The sequence below is a fragment of the Streptomyces albidicamelliae genome (genome assembly GCF_025642175.1).
Lineage (GTDB): Bacteria > Actinomycetota > Actinomycetes > Streptomycetales > Streptomycetaceae > Streptomyces > Streptomyces albidocamelliae.
Genome location: NZ_CP106797.1, coordinates 1 through 24,548 on the forward strand (window position 1 = coordinate 1; position 24,548 = coordinate 24,548).

Genomic DNA, 24,548 nt, shown 5'->3' on the forward strand with positions numbered 1-24,548 from the left:
GAGGCAAGCGAATTCGCTGCGCGAATTCTGGAAAGGCGCTTCGCGCCTTTCGCCCAACCCGCTCCGCGTGTTGGGGAATTCACGCTGCGCGTGAATAGCGGGTCTCCGCTTCGCTCCACCCTTAGGCCTCGGCCGCTGCGCGGCCCGAGGCGGGGGCGTCCGCTGCGCTCCCGCCCCAACCGGCTACGCCGGGCAGCGAGGAGAGAGGGTGGCTGGGGCCGGAACTCCCCTTACCCGCTCCCCCGGTGAGGGTGCATCAAAAACCTGTACCGGATGAACTCTGGAACCATACCCCACCCCCACTGCATCAACCCGGATCCGCATGTACCGATGGCAGAACCAGACCACTGCCCCGGCCGGTGCTTCAAAGTGAACACCGGATAGAGACTGGAACTAGGGCCTACTCCCGATGGCGCTCAATGTGGGCTACCCACGTCACGGCTTGGACGGTGCTGGGTACCTCTCCGATTCGCTGCGCGGCTTCGCGGTAGCAGTCGGCGAGCAGGTTGTAGCGGCCGGATGCTCCCAATCCCCGTTCCCGCTGGCCGTAGATCTCGCGTACCGCGATGTCGTGCGCGTGGCGGTCGATCACTACGGCTTCTGTATTCTCTGGGTCGGCGATGCATAGAAAGAAGCAGCCGGTTTTGATGTGCATCGGAAGAACTGTGCGGGGGTCTTCTCCTGCCATGATGCGGTTCGCCTTGTTGATTGCGTCGCGGACGTGTCCGCTTGCCTCTCCGTCGGCGAATGCCTTACGGGCCAATCGGCAATTTTCTGCCCACGATTTGTTGGCGGAGAGCGCTGCGAGCACTCCCGCGCCCGCTTCGGTGTCTCCTGAGGCGATGTCAGCGGCGAATCGATGTGCCGTGGCGTACCACTCGCGTCCGCGTCGCCGCTGGTCGGGCGTAGCAGTGGTCCACTTTTCAATGATGGCTCGGGTGTAGGTGGTGCGCTGGTTTTGGGTGCTCTTGACCGGGATCACGGGTGCCCTTTGGGGTGGGGTGAGCGCGCGCGAGGGGGCGTGAGGAGCGGGCCCGATGGGCGGCTCAACTCAGGCCGGCATGCGCGGGAAAGGGGGGCCGGGCAGGATGGTGAGCCCCTGCCCGGGGTGGGAGTGGGAGGCCCTGCGCGGGCCTCCCACTTCCGAGTGATCCGGTGGGGTTAGGTGACCGGCTGGCCCAGGGTGCGGCGTGCGCGGGTGCGCTGGTCGTGTGCGAGTCGCAGTGCGGCCGCGCGGAGGGTGGAGGCGGGGCAGGGCTCCAGGAGGGCGCGGGCGTGGATGGTGGCGCTCAGCATGGCGCCACCGCGCAGTGCGTCTCCCAGGTCGTTCAGGACGGTGCGGGCCGCTTCCACGGTGGTGGGATGGGTGACCGGGCAGGGGCACGTCCTGCGGCGTTCCTGGCCGAGGTTGAGCAGTGCGTCGCGCATGTCGGCGACGGGGATGCAGCCGGGGTGCCGGTTGATGGGCCTCGGGGTCTGGTCACCGTTGCGGCCGCGCAGGTGGGACCAGAACCGGTGGCCCTTCCAGCCGCAGAGGCGGCATTCCATGAACCAGCCCTGGTCGGCGCCCGGGTAGCCCTCCAGCGGCGTCCAGCCGAGCTGGGCGAGGCGCGCCATCGCTTCCACGGCCCGGATCAGGTTGGGCAGGGTGGGGCGCAGGTCGGGCACGAGGTGCTGGTACGTGCGGGTGGCGGCAAGTCCGGTGCCTGCGGTGCGCATGTCCAGGCCGACGGCGGGCCGGTCACCGGGCGCGGGAACGGTGGGCCGGCTTCCCCTGTCCGTCAGGGTCACGAGGTGCTCGGCTGCATCGAACCGGTTGCGGAACCGCGCCTCGATTCGGTGACCGGGAATGGTCGCGTACCAGCTGCCGTGGCGACGGTGCACGGTCCCGGTGGGGGTGCCGTCGACCGTGACGGGATAGCGGCCGTCCTGCGCGCGCTTATCGAGGGAATACCGCGTCTGCTGCTTTTCCATTGTTTTCCTGTTCTGTTTCTTTTCGTCTTCAGGTTGCCGGTCGGGGTACCACGCCCTTCCGGCATGAGAAACAATACCAAATTGGCGAACCGAAAACAGCGAAAACTCGCGGCTCAGGGATCTTTTTTATTTTCTTTTTCGGGGGTCGAATTACTCGCGTCCGGGCCTTTTTCGGGGTAAGCGGGGCGGGGCGCGGTGCCGGTCGTTGCCCCGACGCAAGCGAAGCGGCGTCGGTGCCCGGCGCCGCGCAGCGGGGTCGGCAAGGGAGGCGGGGTCGCGCAGCGAGGACACCGCGCAGCGGGGTCCGGTGCCCCGTCTCCCGCAGCACTCGGCCGGGGCGCGCAGCGAGGGCGGGAGCGCAGCGGACGCCCGGCCCCGGCCGAGTGGCAGGCGGCGTCCGGTGCCGCGCCCCGCCCCGCCTACCCCGAAAAAGGGCTCTGCTGCGCCCTGTCGCCCGCGCCGCGCCCTGCTACGCCCCGCTGCGCCCCGGTCCCGCCGACAGCGCGTCAGAGAGCCATAGCGCGGCGCCTGCTCCCTGCGTTGCGTCGGGCTATCCTGGTGGTGGATTCCTTTCTGTTTCGGAAGGTTTTCAGGTTGGCCGGTACCCCGTACCACCCGCCCCCTGGGGCGGTCGGGGGTGCCGGCCACTTCACGTGCTGGGCGGCTTCGCAATGCTTTTGCACACGCTCCAGAGCCCGTACGCCGGGACGTATGCTTTTCGACCATGGGAATCACGCCTGTGATAGCCACGCTCATCGGGGCGGGGTTCGGCTCGCTGACAACAGCGTTCGTGGCCGTAGCGGTTCAGAAGGCGACCTTGAGGCGCGAACGCGACCACAAGCTGTGGGAGCGTCAGATCGCTGTCATCGAGGAGATGATCAGGCACGAGCGGAACGTCGCCCAGGAGAGGCAACGGGTGATGCGCGACCCGGATCCGGGAGTCGACGTGTTCCTCTCCCTGCAGTCGGCTTTCGCCGAGGCTGACATAAGCAAGATCACGGCAAACCTGGAGCTGTACGGGTCGCCCGCACTGAAGGCGGCGCACCAGGCAGCTTTTGAAGCGTGGCGGGGTTGGCTTGTGGAGTTTGTCGGGTGGCAAAACTGCAGCAAGCGAACCGGCCCCGGGCATGCCGAGGAGGAACGTGCCGAGGCTGTGCGGGAGACGACCAAGCGGTGGCCGAGCGTTGAGAAGCTCTCGGCTAAGGCTGATGAGGCGTACGAGGACCTAGTCAGGGTTATGCGCGCCACCGCGGTTTTCGAGCCGGCTGTCAGTCGGATCGCGGCCCCCGAGCTGACTCGGTAGGGGAACTGGCACAGTTGTCATGACGATCACGCCTGTTGCCCTCGCTCTGATCAGTACCGGTGCCGGGCTCTTAGGGTCCGTCATCGGCACGGTGGGCGCCTTGGTCTCATCCAGCCTCTCTCAGCGCGCCACTCGCGACCGTGAAGCCGACTTCAAGGTGTGGGAGCGGCGGGCCGACGCCATCGAGGAGGCGCACCGAAAGATGCTCGCGCTCGGCAACGCCCGCGAGCTCGCCTGGGCCCGGAGAGAACTGCCCTCAGGTCTGAGTCCGGCAGATCTCGATCCAGGACACCAGGATGAGCAGTTCCGACTAGTCGTCACCAAGCTGACGCTCTATACGACGCCTGAGCTGGTGCGGGCATATCGCAACTCGAACGAGGCATTCCTGAAGTCGCTGCTCGGCATACAGAGAGTGCAGCTTGCTCTGGCCCAACCCGGCGGTGAGAGCGATCGACCGAGAAGGCAGCGGAATATCAACGCGGCAGTGGCTGTGGCCACCAGGGCAATCGAAGAGTCAAAGGCTGCCGACGAACAGCTTGAAGCCGCGCTCCGTACAGCGGCTGCGCTCACGGCCAGCCGCCGCCGTCGTTAGCCGGTCAGGCGGGGTGGTCCCGCCAGCCGCGGCGGGGGCGGCCTAGGTCACCGCGCAGCGCGGCGGGATTCCCAGCGCGGTGCCCGGTCGGCAAGGGCGGCCGAGGCCACGCCCGTCAGTTGAGCTGGACGCGGGTGAGGACGATGTGTGGCGGGTCGGCGTCGGCGACGATGACGTACTCGGCGATGCCGAGCGTGCCGTCCCGGCCGAGCGGCATGCGCCGCTGCTCGGGCCACTTCGCCGACGCGGAGCTGCCAGGCACCTCGCTCCGGGTTTCGTTGATCACGACGGTGGCGGCGACGATCGCGCCGAACACGTCGCCGGGCAGGGAGCCCTCCATGACGAGTTCAGTGACTTCGTCCGAGAGCAGGCACGGCCGGCCCTGCGGTTCCCCCTCCTCGTCGCGGTCACTCAACGGGCAGGCCCGCCTCGCGCCGACGGCGCACGATGTCGGCGACCGCCGTCGTCGACAGCGTGCCGTCCAGCGCGGCTGCGGTGAGCCGGTCCCCGGCCGGGTCGGTGTCGAGCATCGCCTCGCACCACCACCGGCGCAGCACGCCCTCGGCCTCCTCGGGCGCGGCGCCCAGCAGCTCGCGGTAGAACTCCATCCGGCGCTCACCGGTCAGCGCGCCTGCGATGCCCTCGGCGTTGCGCGGCACCCACTCCGGGTCCTGCGGATGGATCGGCTGTGCGGTCATCGCGGCGGCCCCTCTCGTTCCGCTCCGAGTCTGCCCTTTCACCTGGCTGCCGTCACGCCCGCCGGCACCCTGGAGGATGACGGCCACCGCGACGGTACGGCCCTGACACACGACGCCGCGGTGCCGGCCCCGTACTCCTGACCGCGAAAGGAGCCATAGCCATCGGCCGGCGCCGGAGCAGCAGATGCGGCACCCCGTGGGAGAGACCCGCGCCCCTGGGAAGGGAGCGCGGGTCTCACAGCAGGTCCGCTGGTCCTTGCGAGCCGTACCCGGCTGCGGATGCCCGTGAGGTCTTGCAGGGCGATACCGGGAGTCAGGGCAGGGTGACCGGTTCGTAGAGGAGGTAGTCGGATTGAGATGGGGCCGGGAGCAGGGTGTTCTGCTCCCAGGTGTCGTCGAGGAAGCCGGGACAGAACCACATGTTGTCGTTGACGCGCCGGAACGCGATGCGGAACCCCGCGGCGAGTCGCAGGTCGGTGAACCGGTGGTCGGCCGGGGGGACTGCCGAGTGCGGGCCCTTCTGCCAGGCGGGGATCTGGTCGGCGGGCCGGCCGGTGGGGCCGAGGTCCACGACGGTCTGGGCGCATGTGTCGTCGAGGGTGGCGACCCACAGTCCTCCCGAGGTTCCGTCCCAGGAGGTGGTGCCGGTCTCCTCGTCGTACTCGGCGACCAGCGGCTCGCACACGGTCACGCCGTCACGGGCGGAGACCCGCAAGCCGACCATGACGTACTTGGGGTCGAAGACGAAGGGCTGCGCGTAGTAGCGCAGGTAGTTGTGCTCCGTCCCGGTGGCGGGATTTTCCGCTTTGCGCGCGGTCATGAGCGTGGGCGACATGAGGGTGTTGCCGTCCGCCCACTCGGTCACGGTCTTCACCGAGGCGGGGTCGATGCGGCGGCTGCCGGGCACGGGCCGGCCAACGTAGAACTCCGCCTTGCCGCGCGACGAGGAGGAGGGGTCCCACGGGAAGGCCATGGCGGCGATCACCTGGCGGTTGTCCTCCACGACGAAGTACTTGGTCTCCGGGACCACGGCGTTGCCGTAGGCCGGGATTCTGTGGGTGAGCATGTCCTTTCTGGTGACCGCGTCCTGCCACTCCGCGACCCCGTACGTCAGCTCCAGGGCCGCGTTGACGCTCTGCGTCTGGAGCAGGAGCCGCTCGCGCAAAATCCGGGCGAAGTCGATCTCGGGCAGGTGGATGGCCTGACGGGCCTTGCTGAGTGCGGCATAGCCCTCGGCCTGGACGGCGGCGAGCTTGAAGAAGTAGCGGGCCGCTTCCCGGTAGTCGATCTCCTGCTTGTGTGCCATGAGATGGCAGAAGACATGCATCAGCGACTTGCCGAGCAGGTTGTCGCCGACGAGGACGCGGTGGAGGCAGTACAGCGAGTACGGCAGCCCGTTCACCTCGTCGGTGACCGACCGTGCCCAGCCGTCCAGTCCGTCGGCGTCCACCCGCAGAACCGGGCCGCCGTCGCGCTGCTCCCCCGGATCGGTGGGCATGACATTGATCGCCATCATCATCTCGATGCAGTAGCCGACCCGGTGCTCGTGCTCGGTGAACATCGAGATGACCGCGTTCCAGTCGACCCGGTCGTGGAGCTCGGCGATCTCCGCCAGCACCTCTTCGAGGAGCTGCTCGATGCGGGCGAGCTGCTGCTGGATCTCCGCGAGGGTGTCGGCCAGGCCGGCGATCGCGGTGATCGTCAGCGCGAACCAGTTGTTCATCTCCGTCCACATGCCCTGGACCTGGTTGGAGATGACCTGGAGATTGCGGTTGATCTCCCGCGCCATCCGGCGCTGGTCGGCGAGGATCTGGGACAGGAGTTTCTTGGCTTCCTCCTGGCCTTCGCCGATCTGGCCGATGAGGTCCTTGATCTGGTCGACGTCGGAGCCGATGCCCTGAATGTTGTCGTTGATCCCGCCGATGCTGTCCTGGATCTCCCTCTGCTCCTTGAGGATCTGATCCAGGATCTGCTGGTGGTTGTCGAGGATGTCCTCGACGTCCATGCCCGGCCCGCCGCCCGCGATGGAGTCCACCAAGTCGACAAGATCGATGATTGTGCCGATATGGTCGAGAAAGCGCCCGTGCCGCTGCCCCTTGCGCAGCGCCACTCCCGCCGGAGTGGCGAGGAAGTCCCGCGCGGTCATGGGGCGTACCGCCACCGTAGTGGTCACCCGTGTTCCCTCTCCATCGAGGATGGCGCGGCCGGTGCAGCCCGGCCGGCTCTCAGTCGTGGCGACATTAAGTGACGAGGAGACTGTGAAGGGTGCCGCGCGCCGGTCGTGGCATTGCGCTTCACCGGGAGGGCGGCGCGGGCCGCGGTGCTGCCCGACACGGGTAAGCGGCGTGGCTTTGCCCACGAGAACGGGTTCTGGCACAACTTCTGGGGAGCTATGCCGACCGGGCTTCTGTCTGCCTCATGACAACCCCCTGACGCTGCCGGTTCCCGGCGCACTCCGGCCCCGGACACCGAGCTTCGGCTCAACACCACAGAAGTTGTGCCAGAGCCCGTTCTCGTAACCAAAGCCAGTCTCCGCTGCACGGGAGGGAACTCGGCTGGCGCCGCATGGTGGCGGCAGGGTGAATCAGGCGACACGGTGAGGTGACGACCGTGCCGCCGTCCCATGCCTCCCCCGCCGCTGGCTTCCCGAGGTCGCATGGCCGCCGAACGGGTGTGCCGCGGGCGGCAATATCCTGGACGGTGCGGGTCCGGGCGTGCCCAGCCCGGACCCGTGGACAGTGCGCGCTGCTGTGCAGGGTCAGTCCGCGGCGTGCCGGCCGGAGCGTTCGACTTGGATGGCTTAGACGGCGGTGTCGTAGCGGGCGGCGAGGGGGGGTCGGCGTCCCGGATGCGCTCCCATCGCTCCTGTCGCACATGTGCGGCGTATGCGCGGGACGCGTCGGTGGCGGCAGCCAGCCGCTCGGGCGTGACCCGGTAGGCCGGCACCGCCCCACACCTCCCACGGCAGCCAGGCATCCGTCTGCGGGCTGTAGCGGGCGCGGGCGCCCCGGCCGACGTGGCCGGTGGCCTCCAACTGCCGGTAGGTCTCCTCCCCCATCAGTGAACACCTGCAGGTGCACCAGCCGCTTCGACCTCGAGGGTGCACAGCCCGGCCGGGTGGTTGGCGCCCCCCGCTTCTGCGGCCGCAACCGCGCCCGGATGGCCACGACTCTGAACCGCGCGGGCGATCTGGGCCACCGAGACACCGAACCTGGTTAGGGGGCAAAGGCCGAGGGCAAGGCAGACGGCCGGCCTGGCTGCTCCACCGCAGAGGTCCCGGGCCGCGAAGTCCCGGACCGCACAGCTGGGATTGGGCTCGCGTTCCGGGGGCACCGGCAGCGTGTGCGGGACGAGCACACGGGCGCAGAGTCGGACCCGGCCGCAGGGACAGCGGCCGGGTCCGACGATGTCCCCCCGGACCTCCTGCAACAGCTCACGGACGCGATCACGGCCATCCGCTCCCAGGGCGCCCTGCTCAGCGGCCTGGAACCAGGCGATCCCGGTCAGGCATCCGACGGCGACGCACCGCAGCCCGGACCGTCCTGACGGCGGGTGGCATCCCTGAAGACCTCAACTGCGCCCAGGCGTTACTGGGGAGGGCGGCCGGATACGGCGCCGTCGGGGTCGTCGAGCAGGGCCAGGCGGGCGGTGACGCGTTTGCCGACCGGCTGGCGCTGGGCCTCGAAACCCTGGGCGACGGCCATGACGATCTCCAGGCCGTGCTGGCCGATCCGGCCCGGGTCGGCCGCCTGGGCCAGGGGAAGCACCGGATCGCTGTCCCACACGATCACTTCCACCAGGTCGCCGTCGATCCGCAGCTCCAGCAGCACCGGGCCGGGTGCGTACTTCAGGGCGTTGGTCACCAGCTCGCTGACCACCAGCTGGGTCAGATCCATTGCCCGGGCGGACACCGGCAGGCCGTGCACACCCTGCACCTCGGCGAGGAAGCGGGCCGCGTGGTGGCGGGCTGCGGCGATGCAGGTACCGTCGCCCTCCAGAGCGACGGTCAGCTGTATCGGGGCATCCGCAGCGACGCCCTCCCCGTCCTCGACCGGTCCGGCCTGGCCCATGCACGTGCTCCTGTCGACGCAGGCGCAAGTACCCCGCGATCCCTGCCACACGCAGCCGTTACGGAAAGGTCATCGGATAGGGGTTCACTGCCAGCCGTTCATGGACACCCGGAAGGGTTACTGCGTTTCCCGTTGTGAGCCCCGAGCACCCCGTGCCGTTGTCCATCACGACCCAGACGGTGGACTGCATCACCGTGATCGCCCTGAGCGGCCAGATCGACTACACCGACCGCGAGCAGCTGCAGCAGGCCCTGGCCCCGCCCGGAAGCCATCCCCTGCGAGTGGTCGTCGACCTCAGCGGCGTCACCTTCATGGACTCCACCGGCCTCAACCTGCTCATCGGCGCCTATCACGCCCTCACCGCCGCCCACGGTTGGCTCCGGCTCGCCGAACCCGCCGAGACCGTGACCCGGGCCCTGCAGATCACCGGAATCGACAGACTCATCCCCTGCTACCCCAACCTCCAGCACGCCCTGCCCGACCACTGAAACCGGAGCACTGCGGGAGCGTTGCCCCAGCCGGCCGCCGCCCTGAGGGCCCGGCCGTGGAGCCACCGCCCCACGGCGCGGGGCCTTCTCGGCGGCGAGGTCCTCGGCGCAGGCCGTGGCCCAGGCGTCAGCGTCGGTCGCCCGCGGCTGCTCCTCCTGGTGGGGACCGGACGCGGGACGCTCCGCTGGGCACCGGACCCGCCGTCGCTGATCCCGCTCGCACCGCCAGGCACCGCGACCCGGTGCCGCGCGCGCAGCTCGCCACCGAGCGCCTGCCCGCCGTTCCTGCCGCCGAGCCGACCACCGGGCGCCGCAGACTCCGAGTCTGCCCACCACACCCGAACCGCGTGCAAGGCGGCACCCGCGGCACGTAGCGGGCGGGTCCGGCGCATCAGGCCTTCCGATCCTGCCTTTTCCTTGCCGGATGCGCCGGGGTGTGCGCGCCCGAGACCTCCGGCGACACGGCCCTGTCGTCCGCCATGACCACGGCCGTACCACCACGGGTCACAACCGCTGCCATCTCCCCCCGGGGTCTACCCCGGCCGGCCGGCGCCCCCGTACACGAGCGAATTCTCGGCGCGCGGCCATTCGCGGGGCCGGTGCTGCGCCCCCGGTCAGCTTCGGCAAATGCAGAAGGGATGACCAGCCGGATCGGTGAGAACCCGCGCCCTGGTTGCCTCATGAGGTTGATGGCCAGGCTTGCCTGCGCCTAGCTCCAGCAGCCGGGCTTCGGCCTCGTCCAGATCCACGACGTCGAAGCAAAGGTGCAGCTGCTGGGGAACGGTCTGGTCAGGCCAGCGCGGAGCCCGGTAGCCGTCGACCCGTTGAAAACCGATGAAGAGGCCGTCCTCACGGTTGAGGCCCGCAAAGTCCGCGTCCGACTTCGGGTGGGGTTCGAGGCCAGTGGCCTGCTGATAGAACGCCGCCAGAGCCAACGGATCAGGGCAGTCGAGTGTTATCGCGCTCAACTTCATTTGCAGGGGCATGGCACCTCCGGGGCGGTCACTGGATTTGCGCAATGATCACCCTAGAGACGGCGAGTTCGCACTCGGCAGGCTCCTACGCCTGCGCGTCAACCTCGACTACTAGCCCTGCAGGTCAGGTCGAAGTCGAGTTGCTCGACGTCCAGTAAGGTCCGGATTCACTCGTGCGGGTGGAGATCGATCCGGAATGCCGGGGCCCGCGGCAACGCGGACCGCTGGAGGTGGCGGTCCGCGCCGGTTCGTCTGCTGCCGAGCCACACAGTGTCATCGCCGTGGGGGGCGCCGTCTGCAGCGCCCCCCCTCGAACTCCGCCAGGGCCGTCAACGGCGGCGCACGAGCACCGCAATCAGGACGGCCACCAGCGGGGCAGCCACAGCCGCGACGGCCATAACCGGGTTGCTCAGCCGCGGGTGCACAGCGACCACATACCCGACGACGCCCAAGATCAGTGCGACAACGAGGGCCAGGAGCAGCAGCACGACCGGGTCGGCGCCCGGGTTCCCAGCAGGTGGCTGCTGGGGCCGGCGCTGCGGCTCGGGCTGGGGCTGCGGGTCGTTGTTGACGGTCATAGAGGGTCCCTCCCGTGAGCGCCCGCGGGTGGTCCGCGGGCGGCGCGCAGTCGGTCTGCGGGCTGAGTTCAGCCTCGGTGGGGCGCTGATCTTGCGGGAGAGGGAACGGATGGTACATCGCGATCGACAGCGGTCCGGCCCCTCTCGGCAGGGCGTTTCCGGGGTGTCAAGGCATGCGTGACAATCGGCAATCACGCTGGTGGATGGTGCTTGACGGAGGGTGGGCAGGCGGTGGGCGGAGCCGAGGGGACGGCCGCGTACAGGTACGCGGCCAGGCTGCGGGAGGGCATGAAGATCTACCGCGACGGCGGCGGCACCCAAAAGAAGATCGCCGCCGCCACGGGCATATCCGCGACCACCCTCTCGCGGTACCTGAGCGGGGAGCGGGTCCTCCCGCCGGACAGGCTGCGCGCCATCAGGGCCTACCTCGAGGCACAGCCCGTCGACTTCCCCGACGGGTTCTGGGAGGAGGTGGAGGAGCTGTGCGGCGAGGCGCACCGCGCCAGTGGATCCCCCAGTGTCCAGCGCGTGCAACTCGCAGAAGACCTCGCCCGCGCTGAGGCGGACCTCGCCCGCGCCAAGGAGAAGCTGGACCGAGCCCAGGAGCAGCTGGCCCAGGCACGGGGCGAGCACCAGCAGGCCCAGCAGATCGCCGAGGGGCGGCTGCATGCCCTCGAACGCCGGCTGCGCCGTCTCACCGAGCAACTGCGCAAAGCCCTGGTCCGCGCGCGGAACACGGAACGCGCACGCAAGTACCTCGAGAAGCGGCTCGCCGAACATGACCAGAGCCTGCGCCAGGCCCAGGACTACGCCCGCCGCATCGAAGCCGAGCTCGCCCAGCAGGAGGAGCAAGCTGAGCGGCTCGTGAAGGAAGTCGGTGTCCTGCGCAAGCAAAACCGCCAACTCATCGAAGAAAGTACCGCTGTTCCCGCCCCGTCAACGCAGCTCAGCGGCTACACCTACACGCCGCAGCACGTCTCCGTCCCAGTGCAGCCCGGCCTCGAGACAGTGGCGGCGGCCGCAGAACCCGTCGAAGCGGCGAGCCCTCCTCAGGGGCAGGTCGCCTGGCCGGATCTGCCATACGAGCCGTGCGAGCCGTACGGGACGACTTACCTGCTCCAGCAAGATCAGCTGAACTACGGGTACGGGTACGGGACGTCCGACGAGCGCACGTCCGCCGAACTACTGGCGGGCCGCTTCGCGGACACTCAACTGGTTGCGGCCGGCTACCCGCAGGCCGCAACGCTGGATCCCTACCCCCCGTACGACACACCGGCCGACGTGTGGACGTGGGACCCCGTGCACAGCGCATGGAACCTCGCGGAAGCGTTGGCCAGCCCTCTCCCCGCCCTGACGTACGACGAATCACCTCTGCCTGCACCTGCCATCTCCCCGGTGCTTGCCGCACGCCGAGAAGCCGAGGAACCACGGAACGGCGCCGATGAAGCACCGCCGCTCGCCCCGGCAACCCAGCACGCCCGCACAGGCCCCCGACGCCGCAGGGCAGGAGCGCTGCCCACTGCCGCTCTCATCGCTGCCCTCTTCGGCTCCCACCTGGGCTCCCACCTCAGGTGAGGCGACATGACCTGTACATACACCGTCTGTGGCCCGCCACTTCTGCGACCGCGACCAGTCTTCTTCACGGCCGGCCCGCGCAGCCCTACACGAGCGAGTCCCCGGCATGCGGCCTTTCACGGGGCCGGTGCTGCGCCCCCGGACGGCTAAGGAGGTGTCCAGGGGCGCAGCCGTCCGGTGGCCTCCGGGGGGAGAGGCCACCAGAGGGTCGCCACGGCCGTCGGCGTCGGGGCCGTGGCGACCGGCCCGGCGCACGCTACCGCTCCGACGCCGGCCGAGGAGGCAGCCGGGCAGCCCGGGGCGCCACGGCTCACCCGCGCGGCCGGGCACGCGTCACCGGTGACCTGGCGCGGCTGGTTCACCCGCCGATCCGGGCGGCTCAGTGCTCGCTGGTGTGTGCAGCGAGGGTGTGTGCAGCGAGCAGCTCCAAGAGCGCCAGAGCCCCCGACCATGCACGTCACAGCACTGCACACCCGTCGACACCGGCACACGCCAGCAAGCGTCGGCTGCGCAATCGCCAGTCATCAACGGGCAGATTGACGCAACCGTGTCCCGCGCCTCACATGATCGTTTCCTGAAGTGACGTGCGCGCACCGGTGTCGGCTTCGCCTTCGTCAGCAGCCGAACAAGCCCGTCCGACCGGTGATCGCCCTGTCAGGGGCGATGGCTCCTGGACCTCTCCGGCGCGAGGGCCAGGAGCCATCCACTCCGGTGCCCCCGCACGACAACCGGCGCTGTACATGCGGGAACAGGCGTCGGATGACGGAGGCGGCCCCACATGGCAGGTCACGGGCCCACTGCCTGGACGATGCCGACCACCACTGCGACCAGGACGCCGGCGGCGCTGACAGCGATACCCGACCGGCTGAGCAAGCCGAGTCCGACCGCCACGGCCGCGCCGACCACGACCAGCAGCAGCGCGACAAGCAGGCCGAGCGCGGTGATGACAGACACGAGATCCCCCTGAGGGTCAGGCTCACGGACCGTCCGCGAGCGCGCAGCGGCTGGAGCATGAAGCGTACATATGGCGTACGGAATGCGTACGTAGGTCAGTCGAGTGCACCGCAGCTAGAGCGGCCAGCGGCTGCAATGCTCACTTCTCACCGGCGCGAAACCGCCGGCCGCCCTGTGACTTCCGTCCGCCTCCGCCGCGCACCACGGCCGGCCGATCACCGCTCGCGGCCCTGCCTCCCCGCTCATAGGTTGTCGTTCGTGGAGCCCGGGCTGACAGGCGCGAGCGGACACGGGCCTCCACCACTGGGGTCGGCCCTGCCCGCCGACGGTGCGCGGGGCCACCCCGGTACACACCGGCCCACCCTTTCGAACGAGCCCGCTACCCGGGAATCCCCAGATGGGCGTCCGGGCGGCAGAACTCGCACGCGTGGAAGAACTTCCCATCGCCGGTGAGCGCTTGGCGGCCGTCGTCGGCGCTGATCGGGTTGGCGTCGCGCTGGATAACGGTGCAGTCGGCGCGGTGAACCGTGGCACCCAGCGGGTGCCCGGCGCGCAGCTGCTTCTCCACCACGAACCCGCTCGGGTCCTCTTGCTGTGCGGAGGCTTGAAGAGCCGGCCGCGGCTGCGGCGGCAGCCGTCGAGCGTCGGGCGGCTGCCTCGCCGCTGCCGTGAGCGCCTGACGGACCGCGGCAGTCTGCAGGCGCAGGTACGTCGCCACGGTCTCGGTCTCGGCGATCCGCTGATCGAGATACGCCAAGATCGCGCGGAGACGCGGCGGGTCAGGCGGTAGCTCGTTCACATGTTCGATTCTATGATGTGGTGCGTGCCCGGCCGCTTCCACCTACTGCTCGCCTCCCAGGGACAGCCCGGCCGGCACGGCTGGTGGAACAGCGAGAGCGTCGCCCGCGGCAAGCTCGCGCGCTGGGTCGGCGCCTACGGCACCATGCCCGGCGGGTGCATCACTCTCACCGACGAGGACACGGGCACGGTGCTGCAGGTCTGGCCTCTCGAGTAGCGCGACCAGACCGGCCGGGACCCGTGGGTGTGTGCCCGGTGCGGGAGGCACCGGGGCAGCGGGCTTGGTGGTGTGTGTCAGCGGGCCAGGGTGACCGTGACGGTCGCGTCGGGGCAGCCGGCGAGGACGTCGGTGAGCGCGGTCTGCTCGGCGGTGTCGATGGACAGGCCCCAGCGGGTCTTGTCGGCGACCCAGTCGGTGGCGTACTGGCAGCGGTACCCGGCGGCCGGCGGCAGCCACGTGGACGGGTCCTGGTCCGCCTTCGACCGGTTCGAAGCGGCGGACACCGCGATCAGGGCACGGTCGTCGCCGAGATCGTTGGCGTACGCCTCCCGCTCCGCCGCGCTCCAGGCGGAGGCGCCGGAGTCCCAGGCCTCGGCGAGCGGGACCAGGTGGTCGATGTCCAACCCGGTGGGGCCCTCGATGTAGCGGTCGTCGTAGGGCGAGTACCAGGCGCCCCCGATCAGGGAGCAGCGGTTGATCTGCTCGGGTGCGATGACGGCTTCGGCCTTGAGGACCTCGGCGCGGGTGTTGCAGCCGTCCTTGTCCGCGTCCACCCAGTGCTTGAACGCGGTGCGGACGTAGCCGGTCCGGTCCTCGGTGCGGACCGGGAGCTGGGCCAGGGCGTCCTGCACGGGCAGGGCCACGGTGTCCCCGGGCGCGGCGGCGCGGGTGGCGTGCCCGGTCGGGGTGGCGTGGGCGGTCGTCGGAACGAGGAGAGCGGTGAGCGCGGCGGCCAGGACGGCGGCGCGGGCGAAGCGCACGGACAGGGGTCCTCTCGAAGATCACAAACATGGTCGTGATCTTCGTAGCGGCCCCAGCACACGACGCGCCAGGCAAACCGGCACAGCACCACCCGATAGAGGAAGGCAGCCATCCGGGGTGGTCGGGAAGGTTCGGGCACTGCCGTGCACGAACCCACCGTCCTGGGCAAGATGCGGTGACATTGAGCCGACCAACGGGCTGCCCGCCTGATGTACCTCCCCAGCAACCGGAGATCGTTCCGCCTCGCCCTTTCTCCCGCCCCGGCCATGCGCATCCGATGAGCAGTCACACGCCGCCGGTCTTCTCGGAGGCCTGGCTGCGGAGCCATCTGGACGTCGCAGGTCAAGGCGCATCTGAGAAAGTTCGCGTACGGTCTGTCGATTTCGCGTGGCCCGTCCGACGTAGAGGCGTACCGACCAGACACACAGCCAAGGAGACCCGGCATGGCCCAGTACGCGATCCTCATCTTCGACACCCCTGCGGCCGGCGACTACACACCCGAGCAGCAGGCGGCGAGCAAGCGCCACGCCGACGACCTCATCGACTCTGGTGCCATGATCGCGGCATACGCGCTGCAGTCCGCCGACACGGCCACCTCGCTGCACGGCGATGTGATCACCGACGGCCCCTTCATTGACTCCAAGGAAGTCATCGCTGGCGTCTGCATAGTTGAGGCCCCCGACCTGGACGCAGCCCTCGATCTGGCGCGTCGTAACCCCGCCGTGCAGTGGGGTCGCGGCGGTGTCGAGGTGCGGCCCGTGGCGGGCGGCATCCCGCCCCTTGACCGATGACGGCTGCGACGGACCCGGGACAGGCGGTCGCCGACGCACACCGGCGCGAGTGGGCCTTGGTGCTCGCCGCGACGGTGCGCGTCGCCCGCGACCTGGACCTGGCCGAGGAGTGCGTGCAGGAGGCGTACGCCGCGGCACTGTCGGCCTGGAAAGGCGATGGCATCCCCCGCAATCCCGCGGCGTGGCTCACCACCGCGGCCAAGCGCCGGGCCATGGACACGATCCGCCGCGAGCGGACGTTGCGCTCAAAGCTGCCGCTGCTGGTGCAGGCCGCAGAAGCCGTCGACGAGCCTGCCTTGGACGAGCCGGACAAACAAAAGGACGGGGAGGCCGTGGACCCGGAAGATGGCGTACCCGACGAACGACTGCGGCTCATCTTCATCTGCTGCCACCCCGCACTCGCGCGGGAGGCACAGTTGGCCCTCACGCTCCGGCTGGTGTGCGGACTACCGACACCGGACGTCGCCCGGGCGCTGTTGGTGTCGGAACAGACGATGGCAGCCCGGATCACCCGGGCGAAGAAGAAGATCTCCGCCGCGCGCATCCCCTACCGGGTGCCGCGCCCGGCGGAGCTGCCGGACCGGCTGGCGGTCGTACTCGGGGTGCTCCACCTGCTGTTCAGCGCCGGGCACACGGCCCCCTCGGGCCCCACGCTCATGCGCACCGACCTGGCCGATCGCGCCCTGCACCTGGCACGCACCCTGCGGGAGCTCATGCCCGACGAGCCGGAGGTCCGCGGGCTGCTGGCGCTGCTCCTGGTCACCGACGCCCGGCGCGCCACCCGGACCGGCGCAGGCGGCCGCCTGCTGCGGCTCGAGGAGCAGGACCGCTCGCTGTGGGACCGCACCGCGCTGGCTGAGGCGCATGAACTGATTGTGGCCGGGCTGCGCGGAGGTCGCGCGGGACGCTATCTGCTGCAGGCGGCGATCGCCTCGTTGTACGCCGAGGCACCGACGTACGAGGAGACGGACTGGCCACAGATCGTGGCACTCTACGACCGGCTGCTGCCGCTGTGGCCCTCGCCGGTCGTCGCGCTGAACCGCACCGTGCCCGTGTCCATGACCCACGGTCCGGAAGTCGCACTGAAGCAGGTCGAAGCGCTGGAGGAAGACGGCCGGCTCGCCAGGTACCAATACCTGCCCGCGATCAAGGCGGACCTGCTGCAACGCCTCGGCCGTACCGAGGAGGCGGCAATCGCATACCGGCAAGCCCTCGAGCTGACCGACAACGAGGCAGAGCGAGCATTCCTCACCACGCGCCTTACCCACCAGGAGACCGGCCTGCGTGAGTAGATGCGGAAGCGCCGGCTATGGAAGCTGCGCACCAGGGGCTCATGGACCGGGTCACTTGCCCAGGCCCGGGCAGACCCGGGCCTGGTGCCCAGAGACCCGCAAGCGGCAGCGGCTTACCGCGGTGCATCGGGACGTGGTGGCCCGGGTGGACGAGCACGCGCTCGAGGCAGGTACGGCTGACCCACCTGTTCGGGCAACTGTCTCAGCGCCGCGGTCCGCGACGCAGGCGACGGGGCACGACAGCTGAGCTGGGAGTGCCCGCCTTCGGTGGCGATCTGTCGCCGAAGATGATCAGGCTGGCCCGGCACGCCTATCCGAACCTGCGGTTCACCGTCGCGACCGGCACTCGCGGCATCAGCAGCACCTTCAACAGCTGACAACCTGGGCCGGGCCGGCTGCAGCCGGGTCCGCAAGAGCTCCGGACCGGACCCGCAGGCAGCAGCGATGGGCAGCCGCCCCCCGCGCACGGGCACCCGGACCGCGCTGCCCGTAGGGAGCACAGCAACGCCCCCGAGGAACGTCCACCCGAAGCAGGGGCCGCCCCGGCAGACGGCGGAGCGAGGCGGGATCACCCGCCGGGGGCCGGCCCACTACGGTGAAAGGAGCAGGGCGAGGGCCTTGTGCGGAGATTGAGCAGCCAGGTAGGCCTGAGCGAGAAACATCCGGCTTTCGCGGGTGTCGGGGTGGTTAGCGCCGAGGACCTGCTGACATTGGGCGAGAGTGATCTCGAGTAGAGGAATGGCCCTGTCTAGGTCCTCCGCTTCGTAATGGGCGCCCGCGAGGTTGTGGCGGCTGGTGAGAGTGTCGGGGTGGGTGGCGCCGAGGATCTGCTCACGCTGGGCGAGGGTGGACTCGAGCAAGGGAATGGCTTTGGTCAGGTCCCCCGCGTCCCGGTAGGCGCAGGCGAGGTTGTTACGGCTGGTGAGAGTGTCGAGGTGGGTGGCGCCGAGGACCTGCTCACGCTGGGCGAGGGTGGACTCGAGCAAGGGAATGGCTTTGGTCAGGTCCCCCGCGTTCTGGTAGGCGCAGGCGAGGCTGTCCCGGCTCGTGAGAGTGTCAGGGTGAAGGTCGCCGAGGACCTGCTCACGCTGCACGAGGGTGGACTCGAGCAAGGGGATAGCCTTGACCAGGTCTCCCACCGCTTCGTAAGCGCAGGCCAGGATGTTACGGCTGCCCAAGGTGAGGGGGTGGGTGTCGCCGTGGACCTGCTCACATTGTGCGAGCGTGGTTTCGAACAGGGGGATCGCCCTGGTCAGGTCCCCCGCGTCCCGGTAGGCGCAGGCGAGGTTGTTACGGCTGCCGAGGGTGTCGGGGTCAGTGTCGCCGAGGACCTGCTCACGCTGGGCGAGGGTGGACTCGAGCAAGGGAATGGCCTTGGTCAGATCTCCCGCCGCTTCGTAAGCGCAGGCGAGGTTGTTGCGGCTGGTGAGGGTGTCGGGGTGAAGGTCGCCGAGGTCCTGTGCACGCTGCGCGAGGATGGACTCGTGCAGGGGGATGGCCTTGGTCAGATCTCCCGCCGCTTCGTAAGCGCAGGCGAGGTTGTTGCGGCTGCCGAGGGTGTCAGGGTGAGTGTCGCCGAGGACCTGCTCACATTGTGCGAGCGTGGTTTCGAACAGGGGGATCGCTCTGGTCAGGTCCCCCGCTGCTTGGTAGGCGCTAGCGAGGTTGTTGCGGAGCGTGAGGGTCTCGGGGTGGGTGTCGCCGAGGTCCTGCTCGTATTGGACGACAGTGGCCTTCAGCAGCGGAACGGTGCGCGCGTCGTGGCCTTGCAGACTAAGGAGGCGGGCGGCGACGTGGTAGGCCATGCCGAGAGCGCTGTTGAAGTGCCCTGGCGGGGTCGTGGCTGCCAAGGCGACAAGGTGGGGGCTGAGAGCATCTAACAGGGCGGCGGGCAGGTAATCCTGGTCCGGGGGTGGAGTCAGCCGGTGGAGCACAGCTTGTTCGGCGCGTAGCCGACCCGGTGGGCACGGCGGGGGCTGCGTACCGCCGGGGGTGGCGTGGGAGGTACGCAGGACGGTTTGGACTAGGCGGTGGACGCTGACGTGGGTGCCGGTGTCGGTGAGCATGCTGTAGGCGGCCAGAGTGCCGATCGCTTCCGCGGTGTCGTCTGAGTCGGTGCCCGGGGGCGCGAGCAACGTATGAGGGATGTCGTCGGGGGCGAGCCAGGCCGCGGTGTGCAGTACCTCCACGGCCAGCGGTTCGACGTCCTGAAGGGCGTCCAGAGTCACGTCCCAGATACGGGCCATGGTGCGTTCGGCGCGCGTTGCGAGAGCCTTCTTGTCGAGCTTCGACTCCAGGCGGCGTCTGTAAGCCTGCACGGTGATGCCGCGGTTTTGGGCCAGGTACGCACCGGCCTGTCTCAGCGCGAGGGGCAGGTTCCCCAGGTCGGCGGTGAGGGCACGGAAATCTGCCTCTTGCCGGGGTGAGGGAGTAGTGCCCGGGTACACGAGATTGTTCAAGAGCTTGGTGGCGTCATCGGGGCGGAGGACGTCCAGGGGCAGGATGGGGGTGTTGTCGGCCCAGCCGGTGGTGCGGCGGCTCGTGGCGAGGTGGTGGCCCCGGTCAAGCACGCCAGTGTACGGGAACAAGTGACGAGGGTTGTCCACGTTGTCGTAGATCAACAGCCAGTCGGAGTGCGTCCCCAGCCACTGCATGGCCCAGTCGACCCGCGCGGTGCGTTCTTCCGCATCGAATCTGCCGGGAACCAATTGGCCGGTGAGTTCAAGGAGAGAGGTCTCGATCTGCGCGGGCGACGCGGCGTTGACCCACCAGACCACCGGGTAGTCATCGCGGTACAGACGGGCGTACTCCGAGGCGAGGGTGCTCTTGCCCACGCCGCCCAGGCCGGTCACGATCACGGTGGTGGTGGCCGCTCCCTCCCGGTGGCCGGTCAGCGCACGCCTGAGCCAGACGAGTTCCTCGCCGCGGCCCACACAGTGACGGGCCGAGCGTAGGTTCGTGATCCTCGGTGCTGCCGTAGCCTTCTCCGCCGCGTCCAGCGCCTCCACCGTCGACCTGTCCTTGGACGGGGCATGACCCCCGCCGGACGCCAGCATCGCCTCCGGCGCACGGCGCCCGGTCGGGCGGCTGGCGTCGGCTTCTTCCGTTCGACCCGCCAGGAAGGGACTCTGTGGCGTTGCGTGGGGAGCTTCTTCTCCTGACCGAATTACGGCTCCCAAGGCCGCCGCACAGCGCCTCCGCATATCGCGGTCGAAGGCATCCCAGTCGTCCGACGGCTTGCCCGTCACCGGCCTCGTATCCATCTCCGCCAACGTCCAGGCCAGGCGGAACGCACTTTGCTGGCTGGGCTTACCCGTCAACAGGCGCCGCACCGTAGCAGTACTCAGCTTCTCGACGTTTCCGTTCTCGTCCTTCGTGGCACTCTTGTCCGCGATCTTCTTCAGGGACGGGAGGCCGGCTCGCTGTCTGAGGTCCTGCAGCCAGGTCAGCCAGTCACGCAGCGGTCCGTCCGGGACCGAGTCCGGAATGTCGATCGTGTCGCTGGCCGAGCCACCCAAACGATGCCTCCCCTCCCCGCCGTGGCTATTAGGTGCGTGCCACCACGGTTCACCACGATTCTTCTCGCACCACAGCGTATCGCCGTGAAACATCGGGCTGGCACGCGAGCGATGCTCAACTCACCGAAAACGCAGGGGAGGTGAGCAGCGTGAAGCTGGGCAAGGAGTGGTGGCGGACCGTGCGGTACGCCATCGGCGGGGAGCGCCGGACGGGTCGCCTGATCGGCATCCTGGTGACGGTGGGTGCCTTCATGGCACTACTGATCATCCTGAGTCATGGGTTCTCTGTGACGGTCGGCTGAAGCACACGCGGTGGTCGGTCGCGCCCCTAATACGGCATCGGCGGCGCACCACTCAGGAGGGCCCCAGTCGAGGTGACCAGGGCCCTCCATTCGCGACGCCCTCGCCGGCGTCCACGACTACGTCACCACCGGCTCCTCCCCCATGGCAGCCGCCTAGTGAACCCTCCCGACCCCCTGACCCACCCTTCCGGGCGCGCAACAGGACCGTCGGGACTGTAAAGGGGTCTCCAGCAAAGCGGCCCAAGAGCGAGAGTAGACCCCTTGCTACTACGGCGCCTTTGAATGAAAAGCTCCCCATGACCGGTCGCCACACCACCACTTCGAGGCAACGGGAAGGCGTCCGGTACCGCAGCCGGTCACGGAGCCGGTGACCGTGCGTCGCGAGGAACGCCCCCGCTGGTAGGCCTCGGCGCTAGCCCACGAACTGCCCTTCGGCCATGCGGTGCTCTCCCTCTCCACGGTCGGGGGCCAACGCACCCCACCCATCCTCACCAGGCTCTGAAGGCCGGAGGCCGGCCGTTGGGCTTGTCCCCGGATTCCCTGCCGACGCGCGGCACCAAACCGAGCCGCCCGGCCGAGAAGGATCGGGCGAGCCGAGTGGTGCCGGGTCAGCAGGCGTCGACGAGCTCGTCGATCTGGTCGGCAAGGCGGTGGTCAGGGTGATGGAATTCGCCGGCGGCTTCGTCCACCTTGAGACGTTCGACGGCTTTGCGCAGGACGCCGGAGGAGTCGATGTTGAGGTGCATCCACGCGGGCGGGGGGACGAAGTCGTCGTCTCGGGGGCCCAGGGCGAGGTACTGATGCCACCAGTGGTCGGCGTCCCGAAGGTCGCCGCGGCGCGTGTGGAACAGGTACAGGCAGTAGGCGGCTGTGGCGTTGCCTGCGCCGGCGGCGAACTGCCACCACCACAGGGCTCCGTCGGACTTCTTGGCGAGGTCGAGCAGGCAGCCGAAGTGGAGGGCGCCTTCGGGGTCGACGGGGCTGTCGGCGATGCGGGCCAGGTGGTCGGAGGCGTCGTCGCTGCGCAGCAGGTCGCGGCACAGTGCCTGCAGGGTGATGTCCGCGCGTTCCAGCCGGACGGGGTGGTGGCGCGCCGGGGTGGGGCGTTCGCCGAACATCAGGACTGCGGTGACGTCCCTGATGATGTCCTGTCTGAGGTCGTCCAGTTCTGCGTCGGTGACGGTGTCGGGGATGGCCGCCTGGTCGAGAATTCTGTCCAGCTTGCGCGGCACAGCTACTCCTTCTCCTCGTCGTCGCTCAGGTCGATGCCGAGTTTCGCGGCGATGTGCTTGCGGGCCTGGCGGCGGTGGGTGCGTACGGTGCCCGCGCTGATGCCCATGATGTCGGCGACGCGACTGCAGGGGTAGCCCAGGACGTAGTTCAGGATGATCACGTCGAACTGCCGCACCGGCAGAGCGGCTATGGCGGTGTAGAGGCCGAGCGGGGATTCCGCGTCGGCCAGCTGGGAGCGCATGGCGCCCAGGGTGGCGCGGACGGCGTCGTGGACGGCGGTCGTCCGGTCGTTCGCCGACGGAGCCGTGCTCCGGCCGTCGGCGGTGGGGGCGATCGTCATGCGGGCGTGCGTCTCCACCCGCAGCTTCAGCGCCCGCCACGCGTACGCTTCCGGGCCGCCCTCCTGGAACAGGACCGCGTCCCAGTTCAGGGCGAGGTGGGTGTAGAGCGAACGGACGACGGTCTTGGCAGCCCTCCTGTCGCCCAGGACGGTGGTGGCGTAGTCAACCTGGGGGCGGGCGTACATCCTGTAGAAGGCGTCCAGGCTCGCCTGCATGTCGTACTGGATGCCCTTCAGCGCCTCCAGTTCCTCGAACGAGGCGGGCAAGGCGTGAGCGCCGCTGTCCTCCGTGCCGGTCATGGGCTAGGCCTCCGCATCCCGGGAAGCAACCGCCACAGGGGCGTCGCTGGCGTCGGCACGCGGCGATTGAGTGTGCAGCAGCTCGGCCACACCGACCCGGGCGCCGGCCCGCAGGAGGCGACGCATCCCTGTTTGCAGGTCGGGGAGGAACACGCGCAGTGCGGTGATCACCACCAGCAGCGCGAGAAGATCGTTCACGGTCACGGGACCTCTGTCCTTCCTACCAACACAGCGTCAACTCACCCCACTTCCAAGGCGTGTGGCGCTGGAGGGCGCCTCGTTGGGCCCTCGGCCGCAGCATTGCGGACAGCGGGCCCCGAACGCGCATGACCACAGCGATCAAATTCTGACCCAAGGCGATCACTCGAATACACACGAGCAAACCCCAGCCTCCCAAGTTACCGCTTAGTCACCCATAGCGACCTGCGCGAACACTCCCCGGCGCACACCAGCGAGACCCGCGCGCAGAAGCCCCAACTCCGCCTACTGCAGGATGAGTTGTGGTCGACGTCACAGCACCGGAACGTTTCCTCTCGTGAACGGGTGGGGGGTGGCGTCCGTATAAAACGGACGCCACCCCCCACCCGTTCACCGCATCGGCAGCTGCTCGATCTGGACGAACGCGTCCGGCCGGCGCACGCGAACGGGGCCCCGGCACAACCGCCGGAGCCCCAAGGCCAGACAGCGCGTGCGCGCCGCGCGGGTCAGTTGGTACAGGTGTCGAGCATGGACGACAGTGCCGTCTTCTCCTGGTCGGTGGTGGTCAGCTTCCAGACGGACTTGATGTGCGTGTAGTCCTTGGCATACACGCACCAGAAGGCGTGGTTGGTGGGCTTCCAGTCGGCCGGCCCGCTGTCGGACTTCGAGGTGTTCGACGACTCCGAGGCGATCAGCAGCTGCGGGTCCTTCAGGTCGTTGCCGAAGTCCTTGCGCTGGTCGGCGGTCCAGGTGTCGGCGCCGGAACGCCAGGCCTCGGCCAAGGGGACCATGTGGTCGATCGTGGCCTTGGAGACCTCGGTGACCGTGGTGTCGTCGTAGACGGAGTACCAGGAACCGGATTCCGGCTGGCAGCTGCTCGGCTTGTCCTTCACGTCTTTCCCGTCACGGGCGAGGACAGCCTGACGGGTGGTGCAGCCGCCAGGCTGGCTGGACCAGATGTCGAACTTGTCCCGGGCGTAGCCGTCCATCGAGTGCGGGGCGGCCACCGTCAGGGCGGCCAACTCGGTGCGGGCGGTTTGTGTGGACGGCGGTGCTGGGGGCTCGGCCAGGGCCGGGGCGGCGCCAAGGGCGGTCAGGAGCAGGGCGGTTGCGGGCAGGCCGAAGACGGCGCGGCGCATGAAGTCTCCAAAGAGTGTGGGGGGTTGGAGATGCGCACACGAGAAAACCGCACCCGTGACGCAGCGCGCTACGCGCGTCGACCGGTTCCGACAACTCCCCCACCCCGCCTTCACCCTGCGGGCACGCCGGGTCAGCGGGAGGAGAGGCGGTACTCATCAACGGGAAATCCGTCCACCAGGCGCAGCACGGGAGGCGCGGCGTCGGTGCGCGTGCGGGCCTGGGCCCAGCTCGTGACGGTGCCGCTGCGCCGGCGGCAAGGTCGCGGACAGCAGCACCACGGGAGCCCCCGCCTGCCCCAGCCAGCGCAGCGCCTCGACGAGGAACTGCCGCATGTAGACGTCCGCCGCGTGCACCTCGTCCACGACGCCGTCCAGGCCCCCCCGACGAGGTACGGGGACTGCACTCTTTCAGGTTGTTCCAACCGGCTGCCGCAACTACGGACGAATGT

At 69.2% G+C, this 24,548-nt stretch carries 26 protein-coding genes and 1 pseudogene; 9 read left to right on the forward strand and 18 right to left on the reverse strand.

Annotation, left to right across the window (positions count from 1 at the left end; all coding sequences use genetic code 11):
- Positions 1 to 400: 400 nt before the first annotated feature.
- On the reverse strand, positions 401 to 982 hold the full coding sequence (locus N8I86_RS38580; RefSeq protein WP_263280311.1) for a DUF7178 family protein: 582 nt from the start codon (positions 980 to 982) through the stop codon (positions 401 to 403).
- Between the two features lie 179 nt (positions 983 to 1,161).
- Positions 1,162 to 1,974 (reverse strand): hypothetical protein, encoded by an 813-nt coding sequence (locus tag N8I86_RS38585; RefSeq protein ID WP_263280312.1) that lies wholly within the window; start codon positions 1,972 to 1,974, stop codon positions 1,162 to 1,164.
- Between the two features lie 724 nt (positions 1,975 to 2,698).
- Between N8I86_RS38585 and N8I86_RS38590 the strand changes: the two genes are divergently transcribed.
- Together N8I86_RS38590 and N8I86_RS38595 are read left to right on the forward strand one after the other, a co-directional pair.
- The gene (locus N8I86_RS38590) at positions 2,699 to 3,277 is read left to right on the forward strand and encodes a hypothetical protein (protein ID WP_263280313.1); all 579 of its coding nucleotides are present in this window, start codon (positions 2,699 to 2,701) and stop codon (positions 3,275 to 3,277) included.
- Between the two features lie 19 nt (positions 3,278 to 3,296).
- Complete coding sequence (locus N8I86_RS38595; RefSeq protein WP_263280314.1) at positions 3,297 to 3,869, forward strand: hypothetical protein; 573 nt, start codon at positions 3,297 to 3,299, stop codon at positions 3,867 to 3,869.
- A gap of 115 nt (positions 3,870 to 3,984) precedes the next feature.
- Here the strand turns inward: N8I86_RS38595 and N8I86_RS38600 are convergent, their stop codons facing one another.
- From N8I86_RS38600 to N8I86_RS38615, 4 genes are all read right to left on the reverse strand, one after another.
- Positions 3,985 to 4,284 (reverse strand): hypothetical protein, encoded by a 300-nt coding sequence (locus tag N8I86_RS38600; RefSeq protein WP_263280315.1) that lies wholly within the window; start codon positions 4,282 to 4,284, stop codon positions 3,985 to 3,987.
- Positions 4,277 to 4,567: a hypothetical protein gene (locus N8I86_RS38605; RefSeq protein WP_263280316.1), complete on the reverse strand. Its 291-nt coding sequence runs from the start codon at positions 4,565 to 4,567 to the stop codon at positions 4,277 to 4,279. Before N8I86_RS38605 ends, N8I86_RS38600 begins: the two co-directional genes overlap by 8 nt.
- A 313-nt stretch (positions 4,568 to 4,880) precedes the next feature.
- Positions 4,881 to 6,740 carry a methyl-accepting chemotaxis protein gene (locus tag N8I86_RS38610; RefSeq protein ID WP_263280317.1) on the reverse strand — a complete coding sequence of 620 codons (1,860 nt, stop codon included), beginning with the start codon at positions 6,738 to 6,740 and terminating at the stop codon, positions 4,881 to 4,883.
- A gap of 1,414 nt (positions 6,741 to 8,154) precedes the next feature.
- Positions 8,155 to 8,637 carry an ATP-binding protein gene (locus tag N8I86_RS38615; protein ID WP_263280318.1) on the reverse strand — a complete coding sequence of 161 codons (483 nt, stop codon included), beginning with the start codon at positions 8,635 to 8,637 and terminating at the stop codon, positions 8,155 to 8,157.
- Positions 8,638 to 8,789: 152 nt separating this feature from the next.
- Here N8I86_RS38615 and N8I86_RS38620 point away from each other — a divergent pair, with 152 nt between their 5' ends.
- Positions 8,790 to 9,125: an STAS domain-containing protein gene (locus N8I86_RS38620; RefSeq protein WP_263280376.1), complete on the forward strand. Its 336-nt coding sequence runs from the start codon at positions 8,790 to 8,792 to the stop codon at positions 9,123 to 9,125.
- A gap of 60 nt (positions 9,126 to 9,185) precedes the next feature.
- Here the strand turns inward: N8I86_RS38620 and N8I86_RS39155 are convergent.
- From N8I86_RS39155 to N8I86_RS38635, 3 genes and pseudogenes are all read right to left on the reverse strand, one after another.
- Positions 9,186 to 9,626: pseudogene (locus N8I86_RS39155) on the reverse strand (hypothetical protein); the annotation flags it as partial.
- A 113-nt stretch (positions 9,627 to 9,739) separates the two neighbouring features.
- Entirely contained in the window at positions 9,740 to 10,111 is a 372-nt protein-coding gene (locus tag N8I86_RS38630; RefSeq protein ID WP_263280319.1) for a VOC family protein, read from the reverse strand.
- Between the two features lie 317 nt (positions 10,112 to 10,428).
- Positions 10,429 to 10,677: a hypothetical protein gene (locus tag N8I86_RS38635; protein WP_263280320.1), complete on the reverse strand. Its 249-nt coding sequence runs from the start codon at positions 10,675 to 10,677 to the stop codon at positions 10,429 to 10,431.
- A 288-nt stretch (positions 10,678 to 10,965) separates the two neighbouring features.
- Here N8I86_RS38635 and N8I86_RS38640 point away from each other — a divergent pair, with 288 nt between their 5' ends.
- Positions 10,966 to 12,252, forward strand: coding sequence for a helix-turn-helix domain-containing protein (locus N8I86_RS38640; protein WP_263280321.1), 1,287 nt, complete (start codon positions 10,966 to 10,968; stop codon positions 12,250 to 12,252).
- 786 nt (positions 12,253 to 13,038) lie between these two features.
- Here N8I86_RS38640 and N8I86_RS38645 read toward each other — a convergent pair.
- Together N8I86_RS38645 and N8I86_RS38650 are read right to left on the reverse strand one after the other, a co-directional pair.
- Entirely contained in the window at positions 13,039 to 13,206 is a 168-nt protein-coding gene (locus tag N8I86_RS38645) for a hypothetical protein (protein WP_263280322.1), read from the reverse strand.
- Positions 13,207 to 13,585: 379 nt separating this feature from the next.
- Positions 13,586 to 14,005 carry a DUF6233 domain-containing protein gene (locus N8I86_RS38650; RefSeq protein WP_263280323.1) on the reverse strand — a complete coding sequence of 140 codons (420 nt, stop codon included), beginning with the start codon at positions 14,003 to 14,005 and terminating at the stop codon, positions 13,586 to 13,588.
- Positions 14,006 to 14,029: 24 nt separating this feature from the next.
- Between N8I86_RS38650 and N8I86_RS38655 the strand changes: the two genes are divergently transcribed.
- Positions 14,030 to 14,221: a hypothetical protein gene (locus tag N8I86_RS38655; protein WP_263280324.1), complete on the forward strand. Its 192-nt coding sequence runs from the start codon at positions 14,030 to 14,032 to the stop codon at positions 14,219 to 14,221.
- A 77-nt stretch (positions 14,222 to 14,298) separates the two neighbouring features.
- On the opposite strand, the gene N8I86_RS38660 is transcribed toward N8I86_RS38655, so the two are convergent.
- A complete protein-coding gene (locus tag N8I86_RS38660; RefSeq protein ID WP_263280325.1) occupies positions 14,299 to 14,985 on the reverse strand; it encodes an HNH endonuclease family protein in 687 nt (228 codons plus the stop codon).
- Positions 14,986 to 15,429: 444 nt separating this feature from the next.
- On the opposite strand from N8I86_RS38660, the gene N8I86_RS38665 reads away from it, so the two are divergent.
- The 3 genes from N8I86_RS38665 to N8I86_RS38675 all read left to right on the forward strand — a co-directional run bounded on the left by N8I86_RS38665 (position 15,430) and on the right by N8I86_RS38675 (position 17,446).
- Positions 15,430 to 15,777: a YciI family protein gene (locus N8I86_RS38665; RefSeq protein WP_123441603.1), complete on the forward strand. Its 348-nt coding sequence runs from the start codon at positions 15,430 to 15,432 to the stop codon at positions 15,775 to 15,777.
- Entirely contained in the window at positions 15,774 to 17,069 is a 1,296-nt protein-coding gene (locus N8I86_RS38670; RefSeq protein WP_263280326.1) for an RNA polymerase sigma factor, read from the forward strand. Before N8I86_RS38665 ends, N8I86_RS38670 begins: the two co-directional genes overlap by 4 nt.
- A 254-nt stretch (positions 17,070 to 17,323) precedes the next feature.
- Positions 17,324 to 17,446 carry a class I SAM-dependent methyltransferase gene (locus N8I86_RS38675; protein ID WP_404830898.1) on the forward strand — a complete coding sequence of 41 codons (123 nt, stop codon included), beginning with the start codon at positions 17,324 to 17,326 and terminating at the stop codon, positions 17,444 to 17,446.
- A gap of 213 nt (positions 17,447 to 17,659) precedes the next feature.
- Here the strand turns inward: N8I86_RS38675 and N8I86_RS38680 are convergent, their stop codons facing one another.
- Positions 17,660 to 20,587, reverse strand: coding sequence for a tetratricopeptide repeat protein (locus N8I86_RS38680; RefSeq protein ID WP_263280327.1), 2,928 nt, complete (start codon positions 20,585 to 20,587; stop codon positions 17,660 to 17,662).
- Positions 20,588 to 20,736: 149 nt separating this feature from the next.
- On the opposite strand from N8I86_RS38680, the gene N8I86_RS38685 reads away from it, so the two are divergent.
- Positions 20,737 to 20,889 (forward strand): hypothetical protein, encoded by a 153-nt coding sequence (locus N8I86_RS38685; protein ID WP_263280328.1) that lies wholly within the window; start codon positions 20,737 to 20,739, stop codon positions 20,887 to 20,889.
- A gap of 608 nt (positions 20,890 to 21,497) precedes the next feature.
- On the opposite strand, the gene N8I86_RS38690 is transcribed toward N8I86_RS38685, so the two are convergent.
- From N8I86_RS38690 to N8I86_RS38710, 5 genes are all read right to left on the reverse strand, one after another.
- Entirely contained in the window at positions 21,498 to 22,121 is a 624-nt protein-coding gene (locus tag N8I86_RS38690; protein WP_123441600.1) for a hypothetical protein, read from the reverse strand.
- Between the two features lie 2 nt (positions 22,122 to 22,123).
- The gene (locus N8I86_RS38695; RefSeq protein WP_263280329.1) at positions 22,124 to 22,762 is read right to left on the reverse strand and encodes an RNA polymerase sigma factor; all 639 of its coding nucleotides are present in this window, start codon (positions 22,760 to 22,762) and stop codon (positions 22,124 to 22,126) included.
- Between the two features lie 3 nt (positions 22,763 to 22,765).
- Positions 22,766 to 22,966, reverse strand: coding sequence for a hypothetical protein (locus N8I86_RS38700; protein ID WP_263280330.1), 201 nt, complete (start codon positions 22,964 to 22,966; stop codon positions 22,766 to 22,768).
- A gap of 500 nt (positions 22,967 to 23,466) precedes the next feature.
- Entirely contained in the window at positions 23,467 to 24,099 is a 633-nt protein-coding gene (locus tag N8I86_RS38705; RefSeq protein WP_263280331.1) for an HNH endonuclease family protein, read from the reverse strand.
- A gap of 156 nt (positions 24,100 to 24,255) precedes the next feature.
- Entirely contained in the window at positions 24,256 to 24,462 is a 207-nt protein-coding gene (locus N8I86_RS38710; RefSeq protein ID WP_263280332.1) for a hypothetical protein, read from the reverse strand.
- Between the last annotated feature and the right edge of the window lie 86 nt (positions 24,463 to 24,548).